The organism is Micromonospora sp. NPDC048170, from assembly GCF_040652795.1.
Classification (GTDB): domain Bacteria; phylum Actinomycetota; class Actinomycetes; order Mycobacteriales; family Micromonosporaceae; genus Micromonospora.
In genome coordinates this window covers 139632-164111 of record NZ_JBEZMR010000004.1, presented here as the reverse complement: position 1 = coordinate 164111, position 24480 = coordinate 139632, and the positions used below count along the sequence as shown (strand labels likewise).

Annotated in this window: 19 protein-coding genes and 1 pseudogene; 6 read left to right on the top strand and 14 right to left on the bottom strand. The window is 73.3% G+C overall.

Going from position 1 to position 24480, the window contains the following annotated elements; genetic code table 11:
* Window positions 1-134 precede the first annotated feature (134 nt).
* The 5 genes and pseudogenes from AB0D32_RS09325 to proS all read right to left on the bottom strand — a co-directional run.
* Window positions 135-260 (bottom strand): annotated as a pseudogene (locus AB0D32_RS09325) (ribosome maturation factor RimM); the annotation flags it as partial.
* A gap of 2 nt (window positions 261-262) precedes the next feature.
* Entirely contained in the window at window positions 263-523 is a 261-nt protein-coding gene (locus tag AB0D32_RS09320; RefSeq protein WP_350680397.1) for an RNA-binding protein, read from the bottom strand.
* Entirely contained in the window at window positions 498-956 is a 459-nt protein-coding gene (rpsP, locus tag AB0D32_RS09315; protein WP_357086857.1) for a 30S ribosomal protein S16, read from the bottom strand. Before rpsP ends, AB0D32_RS09320 begins: the two co-directional genes overlap by 26 nt.
* Before the next feature lie 250 nt (window positions 957-1206).
* A complete protein-coding gene (locus tag AB0D32_RS09310) occupies window positions 1207-1854 on the bottom strand; it encodes a DUF402 domain-containing protein (protein WP_357086853.1) in 648 nt (215 codons plus the stop codon).
* A 58-nt stretch (window positions 1855-1912) separates the two neighbouring features.
* Window positions 1913-3319 (bottom strand): proline--tRNA ligase, encoded by a 1407-nt coding sequence (proS, locus tag AB0D32_RS09305; protein ID WP_357086850.1) that lies wholly within the window; start codon window positions 3317-3319, stop codon window positions 1913-1915.
* Between the two features lie 104 nt (window positions 3320-3423).
* Between proS and AB0D32_RS09300 the strand changes: the two genes are divergently transcribed.
* On the top strand, window positions 3424-4029 hold the full coding sequence (locus AB0D32_RS09300; protein WP_357086847.1) for a TetR family transcriptional regulator: 606 nt from the start codon (window positions 3424-3426) through the stop codon (window positions 4027-4029).
* Window positions 4030-4081: 52 nt separating this feature from the next.
* Here the strand turns inward: AB0D32_RS09300 and AB0D32_RS09295 are convergent, their stop codons facing one another.
* From AB0D32_RS09295 to ftsY, 7 genes are all read right to left on the bottom strand, one after another.
* Entirely contained in the window at window positions 4082-5161 is a 1080-nt protein-coding gene (locus AB0D32_RS09295) for an amidohydrolase family protein (RefSeq protein WP_357086845.1), read from the bottom strand.
* Window positions 5162-5360: 199 nt separating this feature from the next.
* Window positions 5361-6920 (bottom strand): signal recognition particle protein, encoded by a 1560-nt coding sequence (gene ffh, locus AB0D32_RS09290; protein WP_357086843.1) that lies wholly within the window; start codon window positions 6918-6920, stop codon window positions 5361-5363.
* 277 nt (window positions 6921-7197) lie between these two features.
* Complete coding sequence (locus AB0D32_RS09285; RefSeq protein WP_357086841.1) at window positions 7198-9651, bottom strand: HD domain-containing protein; 2454 nt, start codon at window positions 9649-9651, stop codon at window positions 7198-7200.
* Window positions 9652-9665: 14 nt separating this feature from the next.
* Entirely contained in the window at window positions 9666-10004 is a 339-nt protein-coding gene (locus AB0D32_RS09280) for a P-II family nitrogen regulator (RefSeq protein WP_176733926.1), read from the bottom strand.
* 25 nt (window positions 10005-10029) lie between these two features.
* Entirely contained in the window at window positions 10030-11451 is a 1422-nt protein-coding gene (locus tag AB0D32_RS09275; RefSeq protein WP_357086838.1) for an ammonium transporter, read from the bottom strand.
* Between the two features lie 199 nt (window positions 11452-11650).
* Window positions 11651-12514 (bottom strand): aminoglycoside phosphotransferase family protein, encoded by an 864-nt coding sequence (locus tag AB0D32_RS09270; protein ID WP_357086835.1) that lies wholly within the window; start codon window positions 12512-12514, stop codon window positions 11651-11653.
* A gap of 7 nt (window positions 12515-12521) precedes the next feature.
* Complete coding sequence (ftsY, locus tag AB0D32_RS09265) at window positions 12522-13703, bottom strand: signal recognition particle-docking protein FtsY (protein ID WP_357086832.1); 1182 nt, start codon at window positions 13701-13703, stop codon at window positions 12522-12524.
* 151 nt (window positions 13704-13854) lie between these two features.
* Here ftsY and AB0D32_RS09260 point away from each other — a divergent pair, with 151 nt between their 5' ends.
* The 5 genes from AB0D32_RS09260 (at window position 13855) to AB0D32_RS09240 (ending at window position 20179) form a co-directional block, all read left to right on the top strand.
* Entirely contained in the window at window positions 13855-15567 is a 1713-nt protein-coding gene (locus AB0D32_RS09260; RefSeq protein WP_357086829.1) for an alkaline phosphatase D family protein, read from the top strand.
* Between the two features lie 389 nt (window positions 15568-15956).
* Entirely contained in the window at window positions 15957-16139 is a 183-nt protein-coding gene (locus AB0D32_RS09255) for a hypothetical protein (protein WP_357086827.1), read from the top strand.
* Entirely contained in the window at window positions 16139-17632 is a 1494-nt protein-coding gene (locus AB0D32_RS09250) for an N-acetylmuramoyl-L-alanine amidase (protein WP_357086825.1), read from the top strand. Before AB0D32_RS09255 ends, AB0D32_RS09250 begins: the two co-directional genes overlap by 1 nt.
* A 218-nt stretch (window positions 17633-17850) precedes the next feature.
* A complete protein-coding gene (locus AB0D32_RS09245; protein WP_357086823.1) occupies window positions 17851-18372 on the top strand; it encodes a DinB family protein in 522 nt (173 codons plus the stop codon).
* A gap of 256 nt (window positions 18373-18628) precedes the next feature.
* Entirely contained in the window at window positions 18629-20179 is a 1551-nt protein-coding gene (locus tag AB0D32_RS09240) for a N,N-dimethylformamidase beta subunit family domain-containing protein (RefSeq protein WP_357086821.1), read from the top strand.
* Here the strand turns inward: AB0D32_RS09240 and AB0D32_RS09235 are convergent.
* Both AB0D32_RS09235 and smc read right to left on the bottom strand, forming a co-directional pair.
* Window positions 20146-20772 (bottom strand): HAD-IA family hydrolase, encoded by a 627-nt coding sequence (locus AB0D32_RS09235; protein ID WP_357086819.1) that lies wholly within the window; start codon window positions 20770-20772, stop codon window positions 20146-20148. The genes AB0D32_RS09240 and AB0D32_RS09235 overlap by 34 nt on opposite strands.
* Window positions 20772-24386, bottom strand: coding sequence for a chromosome segregation protein SMC (gene smc / locus AB0D32_RS09230; protein WP_357086816.1), 3615 nt, complete (start codon window positions 24384-24386; stop codon window positions 20772-20774). The genes AB0D32_RS09235 and smc overlap by 1 nt, the downstream gene beginning before the upstream one ends.
* Window positions 24387-24480: the final 94 nt, after the last annotated feature.

Below are 24480 nucleotides of genomic sequence, written 5' to 3'. Positions count from 1 at the left end.
AGCACCCGATCGCTGTGCACAGGCCGGGGCGTCGCCCCGGGCTCGGTGCGCAGCACCCGATCGCTGCGCTCAGGCCGGGGCGTCGCCCCAGGCTCGGTACGCAGCACCCGATCGCTGTGCACAGGCCGGGGCGTCGCCCCGGGCTCGGTGCGCAGCACCATGCCCGGGGCGAACCGCGCTTCGGGTTCGTCGGTCCGCACCTCCACGGTGACCTCACCGCGGATGCCGTGCGGCTTGCCGATCCTGCCGACGATGAGCAGCATCAGTACGAGTCGACGATGTCGACGCGCACGCCGCGCCCGCCGATGGAGCCGATCACCTGGCGCAGCGCCTTGGCGGTCCGGCCGGACCGCCCGATCACCGTGCCGAGGTCCTCCGGGTGCACGCGGACTTCCAGCCGCTTGCCCCGACGGGAGTCGACCAGCCGGACGCGTACGTCATCGGGGTGGTCGACGATGCCCTTGACCAGGTGCTCCAACGCCGGACGTAGTGCCATGTCAGGCCTGCTCGCCGGAGTCCGCAGCGGCCGGCTCCTCGGTCTTCGGCGCCTCCTCGGCGGCCGGAGCCTCGACCTTGGCGGCCTTCTTGGCCGGCTTGGCCGGCGCCTCGGCCAGCCCGGCGGCGGCCTTCGCCTCGGCCTCGTACGCCGCGGTGCGGTTGACCCGCTCCGGGGCGACCTTCAGCGGCGGCGGGGCCGGCAGGCCCTTGAACTTCTGCCAGTCACCGGTCAGCTCCAGCAGCCGCTGCACCGCCTCGCTCGGCTGGGCGCCGACGGACAGCCAGTACTGGACCCGCTCCGACTTGACCTCGATCACCGAAGGGTCTTCCTTCGGCTGGTAGACCCCGACGAACTCGATCGCCCGGCCGTCGCGCTTGGTGCGCGAGTCGGCGATGACGATGCGGTACTGCGGGTTGCGGATCTTGCCCATCCGCAGGAGCCGGATCTTTACGGCCACAGTTGTTTCGCTCCTGTTGCGATCTCACCTGCCCGGTAGGGCGGTGCACGGGTGAGAGCCGACCGGCACAGTGGGGTTGGGCCGGAGACTGCTCGGTGGACTGGCGACGTGCCCGGGTTAGAGGGCGCCGGACACACGCCGGATACCAGCCAGCCATTCTGCCAGATCCGGCCCGGATCTCTCACACCGGACCGTCCCGGGTCACCCGCGAGGCGGCGGAAGTGACCGAGAGCACACGTCGGTGGCCGGGTCAGCGCACCGGGGGACGGTCCCAGCCGGGCGGCAGCTCCTCGGGCGTGCCCCAGTCCGGCGGCGGGGTGTAGTCGCACCAGGTGCCGTCGAACGGGAACTCACCCGCCTCTGCCAGCGCGATCACCCGCTTCCCCTCGGCCCACACCGCGTCCGCGTCGGTCACCCAGTAGTGGTCGGGGAAGGCCAGCCGCTCGGTGAACTCGTCCTCGTCCTTCCACTCCCAGCCACGGTCCGGCCGGACGACCACGTCGAGGTCCTGGTCCACCATGTCGACCCCGGCGAGGGTGCCGTCGTCCCAGCGCACCCCGGGTTCCTCCAGGTTGACGTACCAGGCGGTGAAGCGGTCGTGCGCGTCGCGGAACCACCACACCGAGTGGGCCGCCCCGGTGGGCACGAACGTCAGCAGCGGCGGGCCGTTCCACCGCCCCCGGGCCAGCCGGTACGACGAGGAGATCCACTCGGCGAACGGGATCGCCCGCATACCCAGCCCGGCCTCGGTGACCTCGACGGCCGTCGGGGCGTCGCGGGGCACCCAGAGCGCCAGGCCCCGGTCGTCGTCGCTGACCACCCGCGCGGTACGCACCCAGCTGATCCGGCCCCGCCGCACGTTGCGGTGCACGATCAGCCGCCCCGGTTCGAATCTCACGCCCCGACCCTACCGGCGCCCGCCCACCGCCACGCTTCCCGCTCCTTACACCACAGACTCAGTAGGCGCGGGCCAGGATGGCGACCAGGTCGGGCTCGTCCTCGGAGTCGGGGACCGAGCCGTCGGCGCGCAGCAGGCAGCGCACGGTGACGCCCTGGCCGTTCGCCTCCGCCTCGCCCTGCACGCCGACCGCCGACCACGGCACCCGGGCCCAGCCGGTGGCCGCCGCCTCGATCGCCTCGGCCAGGGTCGACACCTCGACCGTGCGGGACTTGCGGTGGGCCAGCGCCTGGTCGTGCAGCGCCCGCTGGTCGGCGTCGAGCGCGGCCAGCACCGCGTCGACCACGTCCGCCACCGGCGTCGGGGACTTCGAGCCGTCCGTGCGCCGGACCACGACCGCGTTGCCGGCGGCCAGGTCGCGGGGGCCGACCTCGACGCGTACCGGATAGCCACGCAGTTCGGCGTCGACGGCCCGGCGGCCGAACGGGGTGTCGGTGCGGTCGTCGAGCGCGACCCGGACGCCCGCGTCGCGCAGCGCGTCGCGCAGCTTGGCCGCCGCCTCACCGACGCCCTCGCCGTCCTTGACCACCATGACGTACGCCTGCACCGGCGCCAGCTTCGGCGGCACCCGCAGGCCGTTGTCGTCGCCGTGGCACATGATCAGGCCGCCGAGCATGCGGGTGGACGTGCCCCAGGAGGTCGTCCAGGCGTGCTCCCGGCCACCCTCGGCCGAGGAGTAGCTGATGTCGAAGGCCTTGGCGAAGTTCTGCCCCAGCTCGTGGCTGGTGCCGAGCTGGAGGGCCTTGCCGTCGCCCATCATGCCTTCGCAGGTGTAGGTGGCGGTCGCCCCGGCGAAGCGCTCGCGGGCCGTCTTCAGGCCGACGACCACCGGGATGCCGAGCACGTTGACCATCAGGTCCTCGTACGCCTCGTGCAGGATCCGCCGCGCGTAGGCGCGGGCGTCCTCGCGGGTGGCGTGCGCGGTGTGCCCCTCCTGCCAGAGGAACTCGCTGGTGCGCAGGAAGATCCGGGGGCGCAGCTCCCAGCGGACCACGTTGGCCCACTGGTTGAGCAGCAGCGGCAGGTCACGGTAGGAGTCGATCCACTTGGCCATGAACTCGCCGATGACGGTCTCGCTGGTGGGGCGCACCACGACCGGCTCGGCGAGCTGCTTGCCGCCGCCGTGGGTGACGACCGCGAGCTCCGGCGAGAAGCCCTCGACGTGCTCGGCCTCGCGCTTGAGGTAGCTCTCGGGGATGAAGAGCGGGAAGTACGCGTTCTCCGCGCCCGCCGCCTTGATCCGGTCGTCCATCTCGGCCTGCATCCGCTCCCAGATGGCGTAGCCGGCCGGGCGGATGACCATGGTCCCCCGGACCGGGCCGTTGTCGGCCAGCTTCGCCTTGGCGATCAGGTCCTGGTACCAGCGGGGAAAGTCCTCCGCACGGGGAGTGAGCACGCGTGCCATGACCGCACATCCTATGCGTCGGCCGAAGGGACGGCGTCATCGGGCGCGACGTCGCCGACGTCCGCCGTGACGGTCGGTGCGGCGGATCATGGGATTCGACCACCATGGGTGCGGTGAGGGACGGCACCCGTACACGGGATTCGATCGTCGAGGCCGCCCGGACGCTGACCGTCGCGACCGGCTGGGACGGTGTCCGGATGGGTGCCGTCGCGCGCGCGGCGGGGGTCAGCCGGCAGACGGTCTACAACGAGTTCGGCACCAGGGCGGGGCTGGCGGAGGCCCTCGCCCGGCGGGAGATCGACCGGTTCGTCGGCGACGTACGCGCCCTGCTGCACACGCACGCCGACGACGTCCGGGCCGCCGCGTACGCGACCATCTCGCACACCCTCACGGAGGCGTCCGGCGATCCGCTGATCAAGGCCGTCCTGACCAGCAACCGGGGCGGCTCCGACGAGCTGCTGCCCTATCTCACCACCCGGTCGGAGCTGGTGCTGGCCGAGGCCACCGAGGTGCTGCTGGAGTGGGCCGGCACCGCCCTGCCGGGCGCCGACCGGGCCGCCGTCACCTTCGCCACGGACTCGGTGGTCCGACTGGTGATCAGCCACATCATCCTGCCCGGCGCCCCGGTCGAGCAGACCGCCGCCGCCCTCGCCGACCTCGCGGTGTACCTGCTCCTGAACGCTGCCACCCGGGGCGCCCACACCGACTGACCGGACGCGCCCGCCCCCGACCGGGAGCACTCCACCGCCGGCCCCGGGCGGGTCAGCGGACGACGCGACCGCGCAGCACGATGCGGGCGGGGCTGCGCACGGCGCGCAGGTCGGCGCGCGGGTCCTCGGAATAGACGACGAGGTCCGCCAGGCCGCCCTCGACCAGCCCCGGGAAGCCGAGCCACTCGCGGGCCCGCCAGGACGCGGCGGCGAGCACGTCCGTGGTGGACATGCCCGCCCGCTCGTGCAGGAGCAGCATCTCCTCCGCGGCGAGGCCGTGGTCGATGCCGCCGCCCGCGTCCGTGCCCACGTAGATCGGCACCCCGGCCTCGTACGCCGAACGCACCACCTCGGGGAAGCGGTCGCGCAGGGCGAGCATGTGGTCGGCGTAGCCGGGGAACTTGGCCCGCGCCTGCTCGGCGATCCCGCCGAACGTCCGAATGTTGATCATCGTGGGGATGAGGGCGGTGCCCCGACGGGCCATCTCGTCGATCAGGTCCAGGCTGAGGCCGGTGCCGTGCTCCACCGAGTCCACCCCGGCACGCACCATGATCTCGACGGCCGACTCGGAGAAGGTGTGCACGGCGGCGCGTACCCCGGCGGCGTGCGCGGCCCGGACGGCGGCGGTCATGGTGTCGGCGTCCCAGGCCGGGGCGAGGTCGCCGACGCCCCGGTCGATCCAGTCCCCGACCAGCTTCACCCAGCCGTTGCCGGCGCGGGCCTGCGCGGCCACGGTCGCGGCCACCTCCGCCGCGCCGACCTCGACGCCGATGTCGCGCAGGTAGCGCTTCGGCGGCGCTACGTGCCGGCCGGCGCGGGCCAGCCGCGGCAGGTCGGGCTCGTCGTCGAGTTCGGGATACGGATACGGCGAACCGGCGTCCCGGATCGCGAGGACCCCGGCGTCCCGGTCGGTGCGGGCCAGCTCGCGGGCCTGGTCGAGCGAGGTGATCGGGGCGCCGCCCCGGGCGATGCCGATGTGGCAGTGCGCGTCGATCAGGCCGGGCAGCACGAAGCCGCCGTCGGCGATGGTCTCCGCTCCGGGGACCGGGGTGAAGGTCACCCGGTCGCCGACCAGCCACAGGTCACGGACCTCGTCGTCGGGCAGCACCACGCCGCGTACGTGCCAGGCCATGCGTCCTCCGTCCGCGCGAAAGGGGCTGTCCGCCCGCATTCTCCCCGGTCAGCGCCCGTCGCACGCGAGGGGCACCGGGGGTTGGTGGCGGGCCGGTTCCGGAGCTCGGCCCGCCGCCCGGTCAGCGCGAGGCGGACCTCCGGCGACGCGGTGCCCCTCGGCGTGGGTGGATCACGTCACCCGCCCCCGACGACACGCGTCAGCGGGGCCGGCCGTCGCCGCCCTTGCCGAGCTTGTTGAAGTCGATCTTCGGCAGCTTGAAGCCCGGGGGTAGGCCCTGACCGGCGGTCAGGTCGTTCGGGTCCATCCCCGGCGGGAGCTGCGGCATGCCACCCGGGAAACCGCCCGGCAGTCCCGCGCCTGCCCCGGCGCGCGGCCGGTTGCCACCCTTGGTGCCCTTGCGCTTGTTCTTCGGCGACTTGGTCGCCTTGCGCCGGCCGCCGCCGGGCAGCCCCATCATGCCGCCCATCTGCTTCATCATCTTCTGCGCGTCGGTGAAGCGGTTGAGCAGCTGGTTGACGTCCATCACGGTGACGCCGGACCCGTTGGCGATGCGGGCCCGGCGGGAACCGTTGATGATCTTCGGGTTGGTGCGCTCGGCGGGGGTCATCGACCGGATGATCGCGGTGACCCGGTCGAAGTGCTTGTCGTCCAGCTCGGAAAGCTGGTCCTTCATCTGCCCCATGCCCGGCATCATGGCCAGCACGTTGGCGATCGGGCCCATCCGCCGGACCGCGATGAGCTGGTCGAGGAAGTCCTCCAGGGTGAACTGCTCACCGCCCATCAGCTTGGCGGTCATCTTCTCCTTCTGATCGGTGTCGAAGGCCTGCTCGGCCTGCTCGATCAGAGTGAGGACGTCGCCCATGCCGAGGATCCGGCTGGCCATCCGGTCGGGGTGGAAGACGTCGAAGTCCTCCAGCTTCTCGCCCGTGGAGGCGAAGAGGATCGGCTGCCCGGTTACTTCCCGGACCGACAGCGCGGCGCCACCACGGGCGTCGCCGTCGAGCTTGGAGAGGACCACGCCGGTGATGCCCACGCCGTCGCGGAACGCCTCGGCGGTGCGCACCGCGTCCTGACCGACCATGGCGTCGATGACGAAGATGACCTCGTCCGGGTCGACCGCGTCGCGGATGTCGGCCGCCTGCTGCATCATCTCGGCGTCGATGCCGAGCCGGCCGGCGGTGTCGACGATGACGATGTCCCGGGCGGCCCGCTTCGCGTGCTCGATCGAGGCGCGTGCCACCTGCACCGGGTCGCCGGTGCCGTTGCCGGGCTCGGGGGCGTACACCTCGACACCGGCGCGGCCACCGAGCACCTGGAGCTGCCCGACGGCGTTGGGACGCTGGAGGTCGGCGGCGACCAGCAGCGGCTGGTGGCCCTGGGCCTTGAGCCAGCGGGCCAGCTTGCCGGCGAGGGTGGTCTTACCGGAACCCTGGAGGCCGGCGAGCATGATCACCGTCGGCGGCTGCTTGGCGAACTGGAGCCGCCGCCCCTCGCCGCCGAGGACGTTGACCAGTTCCTCGTTGACGATCTTGATGATCTGCTGCGCCGGGTTGAGCGCCTGGGAGACCTCGGCGCCACGCGCCCGCTCCTTGACGTTGGCGATGAAGCCCTTGACCACCGGCAGCGCGACGTCCGCCTCCAGCAGCGCGAGGCGGATCTCGCGCGCGGTGGCGTCGATGTCGGCGTCGGTGAGCCGACCCTTGCCGCGGAGCTTGGTGAAGATCCCGGACAGGCGGTCACTCAAGGTGTCAAACACGCGAACATCCCGTTTGTCAGTGTTCCGGCGGGCACATCGGCGACCGGGCGAGGTGTCCGGCCACCGCTAGGGTAACCGGCCCGCCGCGCGCCCGCTCCGGGCCGGCCACAGCCACGCCAGCCGCCACTGCCGCCACGCCCCGAGCACCCGCGATCTTGCACTTCCGGCCCCCGAGATGCGCATTTTGCCCGCTTTGCGAGGGCGCAAAGTGCAAGATCGCGGCGCATCCCGGGGTGGGGGGTGGGCGGGGCGGGGGGTGGGGTGGGCGGGGGTGGGTTTACACGGCGGTCAGGATGGCGGACTCCAGGGTGGTACGGGTGGGCTCGTCCGGCCAGCCGCCGACGAGGTAGAAGGCGTCCACCACGTCGCCGCCGAGCGTGCAGATGCGGGCCGCGCGCACCTGGGCGCCGGCCTCGTCGAGGGCGCGGGTGACCCGGTAGAGCAGGCCCGCCGCGTCGGCGGCGCGCAGCTCCAGCAACACGGCGTCGGTGGCCGCCTCGCGGTGCCAGACCACCCGGGGCGCGGCCCCCTCGGCCCGCGCCGCCAGGGCCCGGCCGCGCAGCCGTTGGGTGACCGAGACGTCGCCGTTCACCGCACGGCGCAGGTCGGCGCCGAGGGCGACCGGGTCGGGCGCCAGCCCGTACCGGGGCTGCACCCGGCACTCGACCAGGGCCCGGCCGTCGACGGTGGAGGCGTCGGCGGAGAGCACCTCCAGCCGGTGCAGCGCCAGGCAGCCGGCCACCGTCGCGAGCAGGCCACGCCGGTCCGCCGCGGCCACCGCCACCCGGTCTCCCGTCAGGTGTACGACCGGCAGGGGCCCCGCCAGCAGGGCCGGGTCCGGGGCCGGCGGGGCGGGCAGCGCGCCCGTGTCCAGGGCGGTCCGCACCCTGGCGACCAGCTCGGCGATCAGCCGGCCCTTCCAGTCCGACCAGGCGGCCGGCCCGGTGGCGGCGGCGTCGGCGCGGACCAGGGCGTGCAGCAGGTCCAGGGTGGTCGCCTCGCCGACCCGCTCGGCCACCCCGGCGATGGTGACCGGGTCGGCGAGGTCCCGCCGGGTGGCCACGTCGGGCAGGAGCAGGTGCAGCCGGACGAGCGTGCCGATCAGCGCCACCTCCGGCGCGGGCAGGCCGATCCGGGCGGCCACCGCCTCGGCCAGCGGCGCCCCGACGATGCTGTGGTCCACGAAGGTGCCGCCGCGCCCCTGCCCGCCGGCTCCCGCCTCGACACCCTCGCCCGGGAGCCCCTTGCCGATGTCGTGCAGGAGGGCGCCGAGCAGCAGCAGGTCGGGACGATCCACTTCGCGGGCGTGCCGACTGGCCTCGTACGCGGTCTGCACGAGATGCCGGTCGAGGGTGAACCGGTGCACCGGGTTGTGCTGCGGGAGGCTGCGCAGCCGGGTCCACTCGGGCAGCCAGCCCTCGATCAGCCCGTACCGGTCACAGGTCTCCCAGGCCGGCACGAGGCCGGGGCCGGCGCCGAGCAGGGTGATCAGCGCGGCCCGGGCCTCGGCCGGCCACGGCGCCGGCAGCGGCGGACAGTACGCGGCCAGCCACTCGCAGGTCGCCCGCGCGATCGGCAGCCGGGTGACGGCCGCGGCGGCGGCGACCCGCAGCGACAGGCTCGGGTCGGGTCGCGCCCCGATGGCGGTGCGGGCCAGCACCAGCTCGCCGTCGTGCTCGACGACGTCCCGGGCGACCGGTCGCCGCAGCGGACGTCCGTCGGCGCCCCGGCGGCGGCCCGAGCGGAGCCGGCCGGCGGCGCGGAAGGCGTCGTCGAGGGCGTGGCTGACGGTCCGGGCGTCCCCGGCGACCCGGCGCAGCAGCGCGTCGCCGTCACCGACGCTCCCGGCGACGGCTCCCGCCCGCCGCACGGCATCGGACCCGCCGGGCGGAAGCTGCCGCACGGCGTCCGGCCCGCCGGACGGGAGCCGCACGGCATCAGGCCCGCTGGACGGGAGCTGGGGCAGCCCGAGCAGCGCGGCGACCCCGTCGCGTTCCTGGGCGACCAGGCGGTCGACCCGGCGGCCGGCCTGCCGGTGCAGCGCGTCCCGGGTGTCGAGCAGCCGCAGGTGCGCGGCGCGGACGGCGGGGCGCAGCGCGTCGGTGATCCCGGCGGTGGCCATCGCCCGCAGGATGCCCAGGTCGCGCAGCCCGCCGGCCGCCTCCTTCAGGTCGCCCTCCAGCAGGAACGCCAGTTCACCGTGGGCCGCCCAGCGGGCGGTGGTGATCTCGCGGAGCACCGAAAGTCGCCGCACGGCGGTGCGCCGCCAGTGGTCGGCGGCGGTGCGGACGAGCGTCTCCGCGAGCGCGGCGTCCCCGGCGACCAGCCGCGCGTCGAGCAGCCCGAGGGCCACCTTCACGTCGTCCTGGGCGACGGCGAGCGCCTCGGCGACGGTCCGGACGGAGTGGTCCAGCCGCAGCCCGGCGTCCCACACCGGATACCAGACGGAGGCGGCCAGCTCGTCCACGCCGGGCAGCCCGGCGTGCAGCAGGACGAGGTCGAGGTCGCCGTGCGGCGCGCACTGCCGGCGGCCCAGGCCGCCGACGGCGACCAGCGCCACCCCGGGCCGCTGCGGCAGCAGTTCGCGCAACCACCGGTCGTACGCGTCGGCCCGTGCCGCCCGCGCCGCCTCCCCGACACCGCCGTCGACGCCGACGACCTCGTCGGCCAGGAGTCCCGCGGCACCGTCGCCGGTGTGTCCCGACGGGTTCTTCCTGGTCGACGAGGTCATGTCGGTGCGGCCGGTCAGAGCGCGTCGAGACCGCGCTCGCCGGTACGGACCCGGACGACCTCCTCGACGGCGGTCACCCAGACCTTCCCGTCGCCGATCTTGCCGGTCCGGGCGGCGCCGACCACGGCGTCAACGATCTTGTCGACGTCGATCTCGTCGGTGAGCACCTCCACCCGGATCTTGGGCAGGAACTCGACCGTGTACTCGGCACCCCGGTAGACCTCGGTGTGCCCCTTCTGTCGCCCGTAGCCCTGGACCTCGCTGACAGTCAGGCCGGCCACGCCGAGGGCGTGCAGGGCCTCCTTCACCGCGTCCAGCTGGTACGGCTTGATGACCGCGGTCACCAGCTTCATGTCCAACCCCTCCATCCCAGGAACGTTAACCGGCGACCTTCTCGTCGACCGGCGCGGTTGGCGCAGCGGGCGCAGCCGGCGCGGGTGCCGGCTCCGTCGCCGGCCTGGCACCGGTCAGCCCGGCCATGGCGAACGCGCCGCCCCCGCCGCTGCCGGTGGCCGGCGACAGGTCGTAGCCGCTCTCGGCGTGCTCGGCGATGTCGATGCCGCCGACCTCGTCCTCGGCCCGCAGGCGGAAGCCGATCGTCTTCTCGATGCCGAAGGCGAGCACCCAGGCCACGGCGAAGGACCAGGCGGTGACGATCAGGCCGGCCAGGGCCTGCCGGCCGAGCTGGGTCAGCCCGCCGCCGTAGAAGAGCCCGTCGGCGGCGCCGATCACGTCGGTGATCGCGCCGTTGACCGAGTTCGTGGCGAAGAGGCCGAGCCAGAGCGAGCCGATCCAGCCGCCGACGAAGTGCACGCCGACCACGTCGAGCGAGTCGTCGTAGCCGAGCTTGTACTTGAGGCTGATCGCCAGCGCGCAGACCGCCCCGGCGACGAGACCGAGCAGCACCGCCGCCCAGGGTGCGATGAAGCCGCAGGCCGGGGTGATGGCGACCAGGCCGGCGACGGCGCCGGACGAGGCGCCGACCAGGGTCGGTTTCCTGTCCTTGATCCACTCGACGACGATCCAGCCGAGCACCGCGGCGGCCGTGGCGAGCTGGGTGTTGATGAACGCCAGGCCGGCGACCGAGTCGACGGTGAGCTCGGAACCGGCGTTGAAGCCGAACCAGCCGAACCAGAGCAGCCCGGCGCCGAGCGCGACGAGCGGGATGTTGTGCGGCTTCATGCCCTCCCGGGGCCAGCCGAGCCGCCTGCCCAGCACCAGGGCCAGGGCCAGGGCCGCCGCACCGGCGTTGATGTGCACGGCGGTGCCGCCGGCGAAGTCGAGCGCGTGCAGGTCACCGCCGATGATGCCGCCGCCCCACACCCAGTGCGCGACCGGGAAGTAGACCAGCGTCGCCCAACCGAACGCGAACAGCAGCCAGCCGGCGAACTTCGCCCGGTCGGAGACCGCGCCGCTGATCAACGCGACGGTGATCACGGCGAACATCATCTGGAAGGCCATGAAGACGTAGAGCGGGACGCCGATGCCGCTCGGGTTCTCCGCCGTCGCGCCCCAGAGGTCGGTTTCGGCGAGAAAGGTCCTGGTGCCGAGGTAGGCGCCCGGGTCGCCCCAGAGGCCGTTGACATCGCTGCCGAACGCGATGCTGAAACCGTAGAACCACCACAGGACAGAGATGAGCCCGATCGCGGAGAAGCTCATCATCATCATGTTCAACACGCCCTTGGCCCGGTTCAGGCCGCCGTAGAACAGCGCCAGTCCGGGCGTCATGAGCAGCACGAGCGCCGTCGACACCAGCAACCAGACGGTGTTGCCGGAATCGAGCGTGGGTGCCTCAGGCACGCTGGCCTCCTAAAAGGTGAAGTTCCCTCCTTCACGGCTTCCGGGGCAGCGTCGCCCGTACGCCGGATGCGCGGAAGCCTGCTCGCTCCCTGTTTCCCCCAGCGTCTCCGGTCGGTTTCCGGACGGTGACGGCCTGTTTCGGACGTGTGAAGAGAAGCCCACCACCGCCCAGGGGGTGGCATCCGGCGGCACGGACCGCTCAGCGCAGCGCGTACTCCAGGGCATTGCGCTCGTAGTCGAGCAGCCGCAGGTCGCGCATCGGCCGGCGCAGGTGGCCCTTGTGCACGATCCGGACGAAGGCCGGCTCGCCGGCGGCGGCCATCCGGCGGATGCCCTCCACGTGGTCCACGATCCGCTTGCGGATGGTGCGGATCAGCCGGTGCCGGTCCCGGGGGATCAGCCCGTACGCGTCGGCGAAGAGGCGCAGCCGGCGCGGCCGGTCGGGGTGCTTCCAGCCGAGCGTGATCGAGTCCCGGTCGGAGAAGATCGGCACCCAGGTCCAGGCCGCGTACGCCACGTCGTAGATCCGGGCGCCGGGCGAGGCGAGGTCGAAGTCGATCAGCCCGAGGGTGCCGTCGGGCCGCCAGATGACGTTGTGCGGGGCGGCGTCGTGGTGGCAGATCACCTCGGTGTCCGGCGGCGGCGGGCCGAACGAGCGCCACACCGCCCCGGGAGGCGGGACGAAGCCGTACTGGGCGTCGTGGAACATCCGGAGCATGGTGGCGACGGTCACCAGCGCCTCGTCGGTGACCCAGTGCGGGGCCAGCGGGTACTCCCCGCACTCCCCCTCCAGGTACGACAGGACCTCCCGGTTGCGCTCGTCCATGCCGAGTGCCCGGGGCGCGCCGGTGAACCCGACGTACTCCAGGTGGCGCAGCAGGGCGTGCACGGCGGGCGTCCACGGCCCGGCGTTGCGCCGGACCGTGTCACCGACCCGGACCACGGTGCTGACGTTCCCGCCGTGCAGCGGGATCTCCTGCGAAGTCACGTACGGTCTCCCGAGGCGCTGCGACGAGTGGCTGGGGTCGCGCCACCCGGCGTAGGCGCGATCGTCGGTCGTCACTGCGAGGCTACGCGTCCCGGGCGAGCGGCTCGGTACCGAGCAGCGCGTCGACGAACTGCGCGGGGTCGAACGGGGCCAGGTCGTCCTTGCCCTCGCCGAGCCCCACCAGCTTGACCGGGATGCCCAGCTTGCGCTGCACGGCGATCACGATGCCGCCCTTGGCGGTGCCGTCGAGCTTGCTGAGCACGACGCCGGTGACGTTGACCGCCTCGGTGAAGACCCGGGCCTGTTCCAGGCCGTTCTGCCCGGTGGTGGCGTCGAGGATCAGCAGCGTCTCGTCGATCGGGCCGTGCTTCTCCACCACCCGCTTGACCTTGCCCAACTCGTCCATCAGGCCGACCTTGTTCTGGAGCCGGCCGGCGGTGTCGATCAGGACGGTGTCCACGCCGGTGTCGATGCCCCGCTTGACGGCGTCGAAGGCCACGCTGGCCGGGTCGGCCGCCTCCGGGCCGCGCACGGTCTCGGCGCCGACCCGTCCGCCCCAGGTCTCCAACTGGTCCGCGGCAGCGGCCCGGAAGGTGTCGGCGGCGCCGAGCAGCACGGTGCGGCCGTCGGCCACCAGCACCCGGGCGATCTTGCCGCAGGTGGTGGTCTTGCCGGCGCCGTTGACGCCGACCACCAGCACCACCGCCGGCACGCCCTCCTTGGGTGCGGTCCGCAGCGACCGGTCCAGGGTCGGGTCGAGCGCGTTGACCAGTTCGGCGGCGAGCAGGGCGCGCAGTTCGCCCGCGGATCGGGTGCCGAGGACCCGGGTCCGCTCGCGCAGCCGGTCGACGATGTCCCGGGTGGCGTCGATGCCGACGTCGGCGGTGATCAGGCTGTCCTCGATCTCCTCCCAGGCGTCCTCGTCGAGGTGGTCGCGGCTCAGCAGGCCGAGCAGGCTCTTGCCGAGGGCGTTCTGCGAGCGGGACAGCCGCGAGCGCAGCCGGACCAGCCGCCCGGCCGTCGGCTCGGGGACCTCCAGCGCCGGGGCCTCCACGACCGGCGGCTCCACCAGGATCCCGGTGGACAGTTCGGCCTCCGGCGCCTCCACCGGCGGGCCGGCGAGATCCTCCTCGGCCCGGGTCTCGACCTCCGTCTCGGGCACCGGCGGCTCCGGTCGCCGGCGCAGCCGCGGCACGACCAGCCCGATGCCGCCAAGGATCAGCACGCCGAGCAGGGCGAGTGCGATGAGGAGGTATTCCGTCATGCCGGAATCCTGTCAGATGCCCGCGAAGCTGTCCCAGCCACCGCTGCCGACCGCGCCCGCGAGAGGCCGGCGGTAGGCTCGGTCACAGCCAGCAGTGGTGCGACCGCCGGCCGGGTAGTAAAGATGAGATCCGCTTACCTGGAGGTCGACCATGCCCGCGGCACACCTGCTCATCGGCCCGCTGCTTCGGCGGGTGGTCGGCACGCGGGCCACCGTCTGGGTGGAGACCAGCGCGCCCGCCGTGGTCACCGTCCGCACCGCCGACGGCGCCGGGGGCACCTCCCCCACCTTCTCGGCGTACGACCACCACTACGCGCTCGTCGTGGTGGAGGGGCTCACACCGGACAGCGCCACCAGCTACGAGGTGCTGATCGACGACGAGGTCGCCTGGCCGGTGCCGGAGAGCGGGTTCCCGCCCAGCGTGATCCGCACCCGGGCGGCCGACGACCGCGACCAGCCGGTCCGGTTGGTCTTCGGCTCCTGCCGGGAGACCACCCAGCACGCCACCACCCGGCGGCTGCCCCCGGACGCGCTCGACGCGTACGCCCGACGGCTGACGACCGATCCGGAAACGACCGACCTGCCCGACCTGCTGGTGCTCCTCGGCGACCAGGTCTACGCCGACGTGACCTCCCCCACGGTCCGGCGGCTGCTGAAGCGGCGCCGGCGGCGGCCGAAGGACGCGCCCGCCGACCAGGTGGTCAGCTTCGACGAGTACACGAAGCTCTACCTGGAGTCCTGGCGCGATCCGGAGATCCGGTGGCTCCTCTCCACCGTGCCGAGCGTCATGATCTTCGACGACCACGAGATCATCGACGACTGGAACACCTCGGCCTCCTGGCGGGCCGACATGCGCGACCAGCCCTGGTGGGCGGAGCGGATCACCAGCGGCCTCGCCTCGTACTGGGTCTACCAGCACCTGGGCAACCTCTCCCCCGACGAGATCGCCGCCGACCCGGTCTTCGCCAAGGTCAGCGCGGCGGAGGACGCCACCGGCGTGCTGCGCGAGTTCGGGCAGCGGGTCGACACCGAGGCCGACCTCGCCCACGACACCGAGCGGTGGCGGGCCGTGCAGTACCAGTGGAGCTATGCGCTGGACCTGGGCCGGACCCGGCTGATCATGCTCGACAACCGGTGCAGCCGGGTGCTGGACCCCGGCCAGCGGGCGATGCTGCCCCCGGGCGAGTGGTCGTGGTTCCTGGACCGGGCCCACGGCGTCTACGACCACCTCGTGGTCGGTGCGTCGCTGCCGTGGCTGCTGCCGCCGGGCATCCACCACGTGGAGGCGTGGAACGAGAAGCTCGCCGACTCCCGGCAGCCCTGGGTGGCCGGGCTGGCGGAGAAGCTGCGCCGGGCGTTGGACCTGGAGCACTGGGCCGCGTTCCGCCGCTCGTTCGACGCGCTCGGCGCGCTCTTCGCCCGCATCGGCAGCGGCACCCCGGGCGAGCCCGGCGAGCGGGTCGGGGCCGGCCCGGCGTACGCGCCACCGGCGTCGATCAGCGTGCTCTCCGGCGACGTGCACCACTCGTACGTGGCGCGGGCGCGGTTCGACGACCGGGGCGTGGTCACCCCGGTGCACCAGCTCACCTGCTCGCCCATCCACAACCAGGTGCCCGCCGGCATGCGTCCGCTGATGAGGCTGGGTTGGGCGTCCGGGCCGGCCGGGGCGGCCCGGGCCCTCGCCCGCACCGTCGGGGTGCGCCGCCCGTCGTTGCGGTGGAAGCGGCTGGCCGGGCCGTACTTCGGCAACGCGGTCGCCACGCTGGTGCACTCGGGGCGGACGGCCGAGGTGACCATCGAGGGCACCACCGGCGCGGGCCAGCTGCGCGAGGTCATGCGCCAGCGCCTCACCTCCGGCGGCTGATCCTTCCGCCCGCCGGCCTCCGGCGGGGCCCGGCACGCCGGCCGGTGGATCCCGGCCGCCATTGAAGTACGACTTTCCCCGCTCACCCATTCCTGCGCGCGTGCGGATATTCGTGACCGGGCAGCCGGGCGATACCTGAACGAGACATTCGACCGCGATCATTCACACGTGTTTCGTCGGAACGGCAGTTCCACAGCACCGGCAGCCCCCACCCCAGGGACATTGTCGTCGCTGGCTGCGTGGCACGTGCTTCACCGCGCACCACGACCGGCGGCTCGCCCTGGAATCGTCGGCTCCTTTGTCGTGGGCAACTGTTTCGACGTACACATTTCATTGACCATCGTCGTACGCGACGCGGTCACACTTGTATTGAGAGGAAGGCTTGCATCGTGGTAACCACCGAATCCCACGAGACGGCGCGGGTATCGCCTCGCGGCCTGCTCCGGACCGTCAGTCGGCGCGGCCTGATCGCTTCCGTTCCCGTCGTCGTGCTGGGGCAGGCGTTGGCTGACGGGCCGGCGCTCGCGCAGCCCCGCGCCGTCGAGTGCCTCGCCGACCTCGGGGCCGTGTGATGGGGATCCCCTGGCTCGCCGACGTCCTGCGGGCCGCCGGCGTCGCGGTCGTCGAGGAGGGGAACTGGCGTGCCCGGGGTGTCAGCGGCGCGTTCGACCCGATCGGGGTGCTGTGGCACCACACCGCCGCCACGTCCAGCCCGAGCCGACCGGCGCCGGCGTTGGGCGTCTGCATCAACGGCCGCTCCGACCTGCCCGGCCCGCTGTGCCACGCGCTGGTGGACTACCACGGCGTGTTCCACCTGATCTCCGCCAACCGGGCCAACCACGCCGGCAACAGCCGGGGCAGCGGACCCATCCCCGCGGGCAGCGGCAACACGATGCTGATCGGGTGGGAGATCGACTACAACGGCGTCAACCAGTCGATGACCGGAGCCCAGTACGCCGCGTCCGTCACCGCCACCGCCGCGGTGCTCCGCAGGCTGGGCCGCGATGCCAGTTATGCCCGGGGCCACCGCGAGACCAGCACCACCGGAAAGATCGACCCCTCCTTCATCGACCTCGACGCGATGCGCCGCGACGTCGCAGCCGCCATGGCCGGCGACTCGGGCGCCGGCACGATGTACCACCAGTCGCGTAACCCGAACGGGTCGTGGACCGGGTTCCAACCGTTGGCCGGCTACCGGACGACCGCCCCCGGCCAGGCACGCGACATGGCGATCACCGGAATGGCGGACCGCTCCGCCCAGTTGCTCATCGTCGGGGCTGACAGCAGCATCTTCCACGAGATCCGCAACCCCAACGGCACCTGGACCGGCCTCGCACCACTCGCCGGCATGGGCACACCCACCCCGGCTGCCGGCAGCCGCGTCAGCATCGCCGGCATGCCCAACGGCTCCGCCCAGGTCCTCATCGTCGGCGCCAACAGCGGCATCTACCACCAGATCCGCAACCCCAACGGCACCTGGACCGGATTCCAACCCATCACCGGCCACGGCACGACAGCCCCCGCCGCCGGCACGGACGTCGCCATCACCGCGATGCCCGACGGCTCCGCCCAGATGCTCATGGTCGGCGCACAGAACGGCATCTACCACCAGATCCGCAACCCCAACGGCATCTGGACCGGCCTCGCACCACTCGCCGGCATGGGCACACCCACCCCGGCTGCCGGCAGCCGCGTCAGCATCGCCGGCATGCCCAACGGCTCCGTCCAGGTCCTCATCGTCGGCGCCAACAGCGGCATCTACCACCAGATCCGCAACCCCAACGGCACCTGGACCGGATTCCAACCCATCAGCGGCTACGGCACGACAGCCCCCGCAGCCGGCAAGGACGTCGCCATCACCGCGATGCCCGACGGCTCCGCCCAGATCCTCATGGTCGGCGCCGACAACGGCATCTACCACAAGATCCGCCACCCCAACGGCACCTGGGACAGCCTCCAACCGCTTCCCGGCATGGGCACCCCCACCACGGCCGCCGGCAGCAACGTCAGCATCGCCGGCATGCCCGACGGCTCCGCCCAGGTGACCATCGTCGGCAGACGTTGACCAGGCGCCCACGGCCCGAGGGCTGACGCCCGCATCCGGACCCGCTCCACCTGCCGACCGGGAGCGGCTGCGGGAGATCAGCATCGCGCAGTCGGGGTACGGCCACGCCCGGCCGTACCCCGACGCACCGCGCCCGGCCGCCCTCCTGGCAGGCGGGCGGGCTTCGCCCTGACAAATGCGGTCGCGGCCTGTCAGAGGTGCCGGCGAGAATGGCCGGCATGACCTGGCGAGCACCGGAGATCAACCGGACCCCCGAGCCCTACGTCGGTGACGAGCGCACCATGCTGGAGGGCTGGCTGGACTTCCACCGGCAGACCCTGCTGCTCAAGTGCGCCGGGCTGACCGCCGAACAGTTGAGGACGCCGAGCGTCGAGCCGTCCGGGCTCACCCTGCTCGGTCTGGTCCGGCACCTGGCCGAGGTGGAGGCCTGGTGGTTCCGGGAGAACTTCGCCGGCGAGCAGGTCGACTACCCCTACTTCACGCCCGACGCCCCGGACGCCGACCACGACGTCAGCGCCGCCGACGCCGAGGCCGACTTCGCCACCTACCACCGGGAGGTCGCGCTGGCCCGCGCCGCCGCCGACGGCCGGTCGCTCGACGAGACCTTCACCGAGGTCGGCCCGAAGCGCCGGACGTTCAACCTGCGCTGGATCTACGTGCACCTGATTGAGGAGTACGCCCGGCACAACGGCCACGCCGACCTGATCCGCGAACGCATCGACGGCCGCACCGGCGAGTGATCTGCGCCGATTCCCCCGACCGGCGGTCCTCCCCCGCCGAACCGGACCGCCACCCACGCCGAGTGTTCATTCCGCGCCGACGGCAGCAACCCGTGGCCTGCCCCTGACGTCATACGCTGCGACGGGTTGTGGCCGATCCCGTCCTGCCGACCGCTACGCCCGCCCGGCGCGGCGGTGAACGCGAGGCCGCCGCAACGGGGAGCTGACGATGGTCGACGGAGAAATCACGACGCCTTCGCGGAGAAGGGCGTTGGGCATGATCGGCGCGGTGGGCGCGGCCGGTGCTGCCGCGCTCGTGGGAGTCGGATGGCGGCTCAGGGGTCGCCCGACAGCGCCGCTCGTCGACCCGCACTATCCCGGTGACCTGGTCGGGAGCGGCGCGCCGGGCGACGCCCACCGGGCACCCGGCCGGTTCCCGGTCGTGCTGGAGAACAGCCGCCCGGGCGCAGCGGACTTCCGCCTCACCGGCCACCGGTTCGGCACCGGCCGGTCCGGCCAGATCGCCGGGTACACCTCGGCGACCAGCATCGCGCCCGGGGAGGAACTGGTCTTCCGGGTCTCGGTGGCACCCGCACAGCAGTACCGCGGCACGGTCTTCCGGATCGGGCACTACGGCGGTGCGGGTGCCCGGATGGTGACCCGCGGCCCATGGCTGGACGGGACGACCCAGCCCGCTCCCACGGCCTCGGCGGAGACCGGTGCGGTGTCGTGCGCGTGGTCACCCGGATGGCGGCTGCGGATCGGCCCGGACTGGGTCAGCGGGCAGTACCTCGCCCTGCTGAGCACCGCGTCCGGTCATCACCACTGGGTTCCGTTCGTGGTTCGCGACCCGACCCGCACCGGCGGCGCACTGGTGGTCATCCCGACGAGCACCTACCAGGCGTACAACCAGTGGCCGTTGGACGGCCGCACCGGTGCGAGCCTCTACTACGGCCACGACGACACGGGCCGGCGCACGGCGACGCGCCGGTCCCAGGCGGTCAGCCACGACCGCCCGTACGCCGAGAGCGGGCTGCCCCACCTGGCCGCCGACGACATCGGCTTCGTGCAGTGGGCCGAGATGCAGGGGTACGACCTCACCTACGCCACCAGCGAGGACCTGCACACCGGCCGGATCGAGCCGGGACGCCATCGAGCGGTGATCTTCCCCGGGCACGACGAATACTGGTCGGCGCGGATGCGAGCGGCAGTCGTCACCGCTCGCGAAGGCGGCACCAGTCTGGTCTTCCTCGGTGCCAACAACTGCTACTGGCGGGTCCGGTACGGCCTCGACGACCGTGACGAGCGGCTGGTCCGATGCGACAAGGTCGACAAGCCGCGCAACGGTGTCGTCCCGGCGACCCCGAAGTGGCGGAAGACCGGCAGCCCCGAGCAACACCTGATCGGCAGCCAGTACGTCAGCGTCGTCGACGGCCGCGCGCCGCTGGTGGTGCGCGGCAGCGGGCACTGGTTCTGGTCCGGGACCGGCGTACGCGACGGCGACGTCATCCCCGACGTGGTGTGGGGGGAGGCCGACCAGTGGATGCCCGGCGTGGGCGGTCCGCAGGCGGTCGAACAGGTTCGGCTCGCCGACTCGCCCTTTCACCGGAAGGGGGCGGTCGTGCGGCAGCACACCCAGCTGTACCGGGCCCGCTCGGGTGCCTGGGTGTTCGCCGCCGGGTCCCTCGGATGGACGCGGGCGCTGCACGCCCCTGCCATCGCCGACCCACGGGTGGACCGGGCCACCCGCAACTTGCTCCACCGCGTGCTCAGCGAGGACCTGGCCGAGACGGATCAGCCGGTCGTGGCCAGGGCCGCCCGTAGGTAGCGCAGGTCGGCCGGGCCGCTCCAGCGCAGCGCCGACAGCCCGGCGACGCGGGCACCCCGGATCGACCAGTCCTCGTCGTCGACGAAGAGCACCCGGGCCGGCGGGGTCTCCAGAGCCTCGCAGGCGGCCTGGAAGTATTCCTTCGCCGGCTTGTGCACGCCGATCTTGGACGAGTTGACCACCACGTCGAGCTCGCCGACCAGGCCGAGCGCGGCGAGGTCGGCGTCGAGCAGGTCGGTGGCGTTCGTGCCGAGCCCGACCCGGATGCCGCCCGCCCGCGCCTCGCGGACGAAGGCGAGCACCTCGGGATCCACCTCGCCCCGGTAGCGCTGCCACTGCTCCACCGCCGCCCGGGCCCGCTCGGGGTCGCCCACGGAGTCGGACAGCGCGTCGGCGACGCTGGTCATCCAGTCGGCGTGGCTGACCCGGCCGGTCAGCACCGGCTGGAGCCGCCCCCACTGCATGGCGATCTCGGCGAGTACGCCCTCGGACAGGCCGTACTCCCGCTCCACCTCGGCGGCCACCGCCGGGTCCCACCGCCGCAGGACGCCGTCGAAGTCCACCAGGAGCGCCGTCGCCCGTTCCCGACCCACTACTCGTTCTCCTCGCCGCGGCCACGCCGCTGGTCGTCGGTGTCGGCCCGGTTGAGCCGTTGGCTGATCACCTGGGTCACCCCGTTGCGCATGGTCACGCCGTACAGGGCGTCGGCGACCTCCATCGTCCGCTTCTGGTGCGTGATGACGATGAGCTGGCTCTTCTCCCGCAACTGGGCCATCAGCGTGATCAGCCGGCCCAGGTTGACGTCGTCGAGCGCCGCCTCGACCTCGTCCATGATGTAGAACGGGCTTGGCCGGGCGCGGAAGATGGCCACCAGCATCGCCACCGCGGTCAGCGAACGCTCGCCACCGGAGAGCAGCGACAGCCGCTTGATCTTCTTGCCCGGCGGGCGGGCCTCCACCTCGACGCCGGTGGTGAGCAGGTCGTCGGGCTCGGTGAGGATGAGCCTTCCCTCGCCGCCGGGGAAGAGCACGGTGAAGACCTGCTGGAACTCCCGGGCGGTGTCCTCGAACGCGCTGGCGAAAACCTCCAGGATCCGTTCGTCGACGTCCTTGACCACGGTCAACAGGTCGCGGCGGGTGGCCTTGAGGTCCTCCAGTTGCTCGGAGAGGAACTTGTAACGCTCCTCCAGCGCGGCGAACTCCTCGAGGGCCAGGGGGTTGACCTTGCCGAGCAGGGTGAGTTCCCGTTCCGCCTTGGCGGCCCGCTTCTCCTGCACCGGCCGCTCGTAGCGGACGGGCTCTGGCACCGGCAGGCCGTCCCGTTCGGCCGCCGCCACGTCTGCCTGGGTGGGCGGGACGGGTTGGGTCGGGCCGTACTCGGCGACGAGGGTCTCCACGTCCAGCCCGAAGTCCTCGGCGGCCTTCGCCTCCAACTGCTCGATCCGCAGCCGCTGCTCGGCGCGGGCCACCTCGTCCCGGTGCACCTGGCTGGTCAGCCGCTCCAGCTCCGCGGCGAGCCGCTTGGCCGCGCCGCGTACCTCCTGGAGCTCGGCCTCGCGGGCGGCTCGCTCGCGCGCCACGGCGTCGCGGTGCTCCTCGGCCGCCGCGATGGAGGTGGCCAGCCGGGTGAGCGCCTCCCGGGCGCCACCCGCCACGGCCCGGGCGATCCCCGCGCCCCGGGTGCGCGCCGCCCGCCGCGCCGCCGCACGTTCCCGCGCGGCCCGCTCGGCGGTGGCCTGCCGGCGCAGCGAGTCCGCGCGGCCGGCGATCGAGGAGACCCGCTCCTCGGCGGTACGCACCGCGAGCCGGACCTCCATCTCGTTCTGCCGCGCCTGCGGCACCAGCGCGGCGAGCTGGTCACGTTCCTCGGTGGAGGGTTCCGCGTCGACCGGCGTCTCCTCGGCCAGCCGCAGCCGTTCCTCCAACTCGGCCAGGGTGAGCAGGTCCCGCTCCCGGGCCGCCTCCGCGCGGGCCCGGGACTCGCCCAGCCGGTCGGTCTCCGCCCTCGCCGAGCGGGCCGCCGCGCCCAGCTCGGCCAGCCGGCGGGCGGCGGCGTTGCGGTGGCTCTCCGCCTCCCGCCTGGCGGCGGCGGCGTGCTGCACCGTCTCCTTGGCTGCGGCCACCTCGGCGCGGGCATCGACGAGCTGTTCGCGCAGCTCCGCGCCCGCCTGCTCGGCGGCGAGCCGGTTCGACCGGGCCTCCTCGACGGCGGCCTGCACCTCGATGAAGCTGGGCGCCTTGGCCGACCCGCCGGCCGCCGCGTACGCGCCGACGACGTCCCCGTCGGGGGTGACCGCGCGCAGCTCCGGGTTGTCGGCGACCACCTCGGCCGCCGCGGCGAGGTCGTCGACCAGCACCACGTCGCGCAGCGCCCGGTGCACCGCCGGACGGATCTGTGGGGAGCACTCCACCAGGTCGGGCGCCCAGCGGGCACCGTCGGGCAGCTTCGGCCGCAGCGCGTCGGCGGGGCCGTCCATGCCCGGACCGGCGGGGCTGCCGACGAGCAGGCCGGCGCGGCCGGCGTCGGAGATCTTCAGCAGCCGCATGGCCTCGACGGCCTCGTCGACACCGTTGACCGCGACCGCGTCGGCGAGGCCGCCGAGCGCGGCGGCGAGCGCGGCCTCCTGTCCGGGGGCGACGGTGAGGAGCCCGGCCAGGCTGCCCAACAGGCCCGGGACCTCGTCGGCGCGGGCCAGCAGCGCGCCCGCGCCGTCCTTGCGGCGCAGGCCCAGGGCGAGCGCCTCCTCCCGGGCCTTCCAGGTGGCGGCGTCCTTCTCCGCCGCCCGCTCCGCGTCGGTCAGCGACCGCACGGTGGACTGCGCCCGCTCCTGGGCGGCGACCGCCTCGGCGTGCCGGGCGTCCAGGTCGGCGTTGTCCCGGTCCGCCTCGGTGGACTGCTCGGCGACCGCGTCGAGGTCGGCCTGCGCCTGCTCGGCCCGGGCCAGCGCGTCGGTGTGCGCGGTGGCGAGCCGTTCGATCTCCTCGCCGGCGCTGGTGGTCCGGGCCCGGGCGGAGTTGACCTGGCCGGTCAGCCGGGCCAGGCCCTCCCGCCGGTCGGCGATCGCCTTGGCCGCGGCGACCAGCTCGCGTTCGGCGGCGGCGAGCTGCCGTTCCAGCTCCTGGCGGTGCTCGACGGCCTCAGCCAGCCGGATCTGGTCGTCGGTGAGCGCGCCGCGCAGCTCCTCCTCCTGCTCGCTGACCCGCTCGGCCTCGGCCTCCAACTGGTCGGGGTCGCGACCGGGGCGCTCGTCGTCTCCGGTCGCGCTGAGGTGCCGCAGCCGTTCCCGGGCGAGCTGCTCGATGGAGCGGAACCGCTCGGAGAGGGCGGAGAGCTTGTACCAGGTGTCCTGCGCGGCGGCCAGCAGCGGGGCGTCCTCGGCGAGCGCCGCCTCCAGCTCGCCCAGCCGCGCCTGCACCTCGGTGTGCTCGGCCTCGACCTGCTCGCGCCGCTCGCGTACCGCGGTCTCGTCGGCGATCTCCCGGTCCAGGGTGGCGCGCAGGGTGGCCAGGTCGTCGGCGAGCAGCCGCAGCCGGGCGTCGCGCAGGTTGGCCTGGATGGCGGCGGCGCGGCGGGCCACCTCCGCCTGCCGGCCCAGCGGCTTGAGCTGGCGGCGCAACTCGGCGGTGAGGTCGTTGAGCCGGTTGAGGTTGGTCTGCATCGCGTCGAGCTTCCGCAGCGCCTTCTCCTTGCGCTTGCGGTGCTTGAGGACGCCGGCCGCCTCCTCGATGAACGCCCGCCGGTCCTCCGGCTTGGCGTGCAGCATCCCGTCGAGCCGCCCCTGACCGACGATGATGTGCATCTCGCGGCCGATGCCGGAATCCGACAGCAGTTCCTGGATGTCGAGCAGCCGGCAGGAGTCGCCGTTGATCTCGTACTCGCTCTCGCCGGAGCGGAACATCCGGCGGGTGATGGAGACCTCGGTGTACTCGATCGGCAGCGCGCCGTCGGTGTTGTCGATCGTGAGGGTCACCTCGGCCCGGCCCAGCGGGGCCCGGCCGGCGGTGCCGGCGAAGATGACGTCCTCCATCTTGCCGCCGCGCAGCGCCTTGGCGCCCTGCTCGCCGAGCACCCAGGCGATGGCGTCGACGACGTTGGACTTGCCGGAGCCGTTCGGGCCGACCACGCAGGTGATCCCCGGCTCCAGCTTCAGCGTCGTCGCGGAGGCGAAGGACTTGAAGCCCTTCACCGTCAGGCTCTTGAGATGCACCTTCTCGATCCTCGTCCGGTGGCCGCCGTACCGTCGCCGGCTGCGCGGACCTGGGTGAACCCGCAGACTAACCCGCGACCGGGAACCGCCGGGC

Bases quoted from the DNA above. Each gene is read 5' to 3' on its own strand.
- proS (WP_357086850.1), bottom strand. From the start codon at position 3,319: ATGGCACGCGTGCTCACTCCCCGTGCGGAGGACTTTCCCCGCTGGTAC.
- AB0D32_RS09300 (WP_357086847.1), top strand. From the start codon at position 3,424: ATGGGTGCGGTGAGGGACGGCACCCGTACACGGGATTCGATCGTCGAG.
- AB0D32_RS09295 (WP_357086845.1), bottom strand. From the start codon at position 5,161: ATGGCCTGGCACGTACGCGGCGTGGTGCTGCCCGACGACGAGGTCCGT.
- AB0D32_RS09285 (WP_357086841.1), bottom strand. From the start codon at position 9,651: ATGACCTCGTCGACCAGGAAGAACCCGTCGGGACACACCGGCGACGGT.
- AB0D32_RS09280 (WP_176733926.1), bottom strand. From the start codon at position 10,004: ATGAAGCTGGTGACCGCGGTCATCAAGCCGTACCAGCTGGACGCGGTG.
- ftsY (WP_357086832.1), bottom strand. From the start codon at position 13,703: ATGACGGAATACCTCCTCATCGCACTCGCCCTGCTCGGCGTGCTGATC.
- AB0D32_RS09260 (WP_357086829.1), top strand. From the start codon at position 13,855: ATGCCCGCGGCACACCTGCTCATCGGCCCGCTGCTTCGGCGGGTGGTC.
- AB0D32_RS09250 (WP_357086825.1), top strand. From the start codon at position 16,139: ATGGGGATCCCCTGGCTCGCCGACGTCCTGCGGGCCGCCGGCGTCGCG.
- AB0D32_RS09245 (WP_357086823.1), top strand. From the start codon at position 17,851: ATGACCTGGCGAGCACCGGAGATCAACCGGACCCCCGAGCCCTACGTC.
- AB0D32_RS09240 (WP_357086821.1), top strand. From the start codon at position 18,629: ATGATCGGCGCGGTGGGCGCGGCCGGTGCTGCCGCGCTCGTGGGAGTC.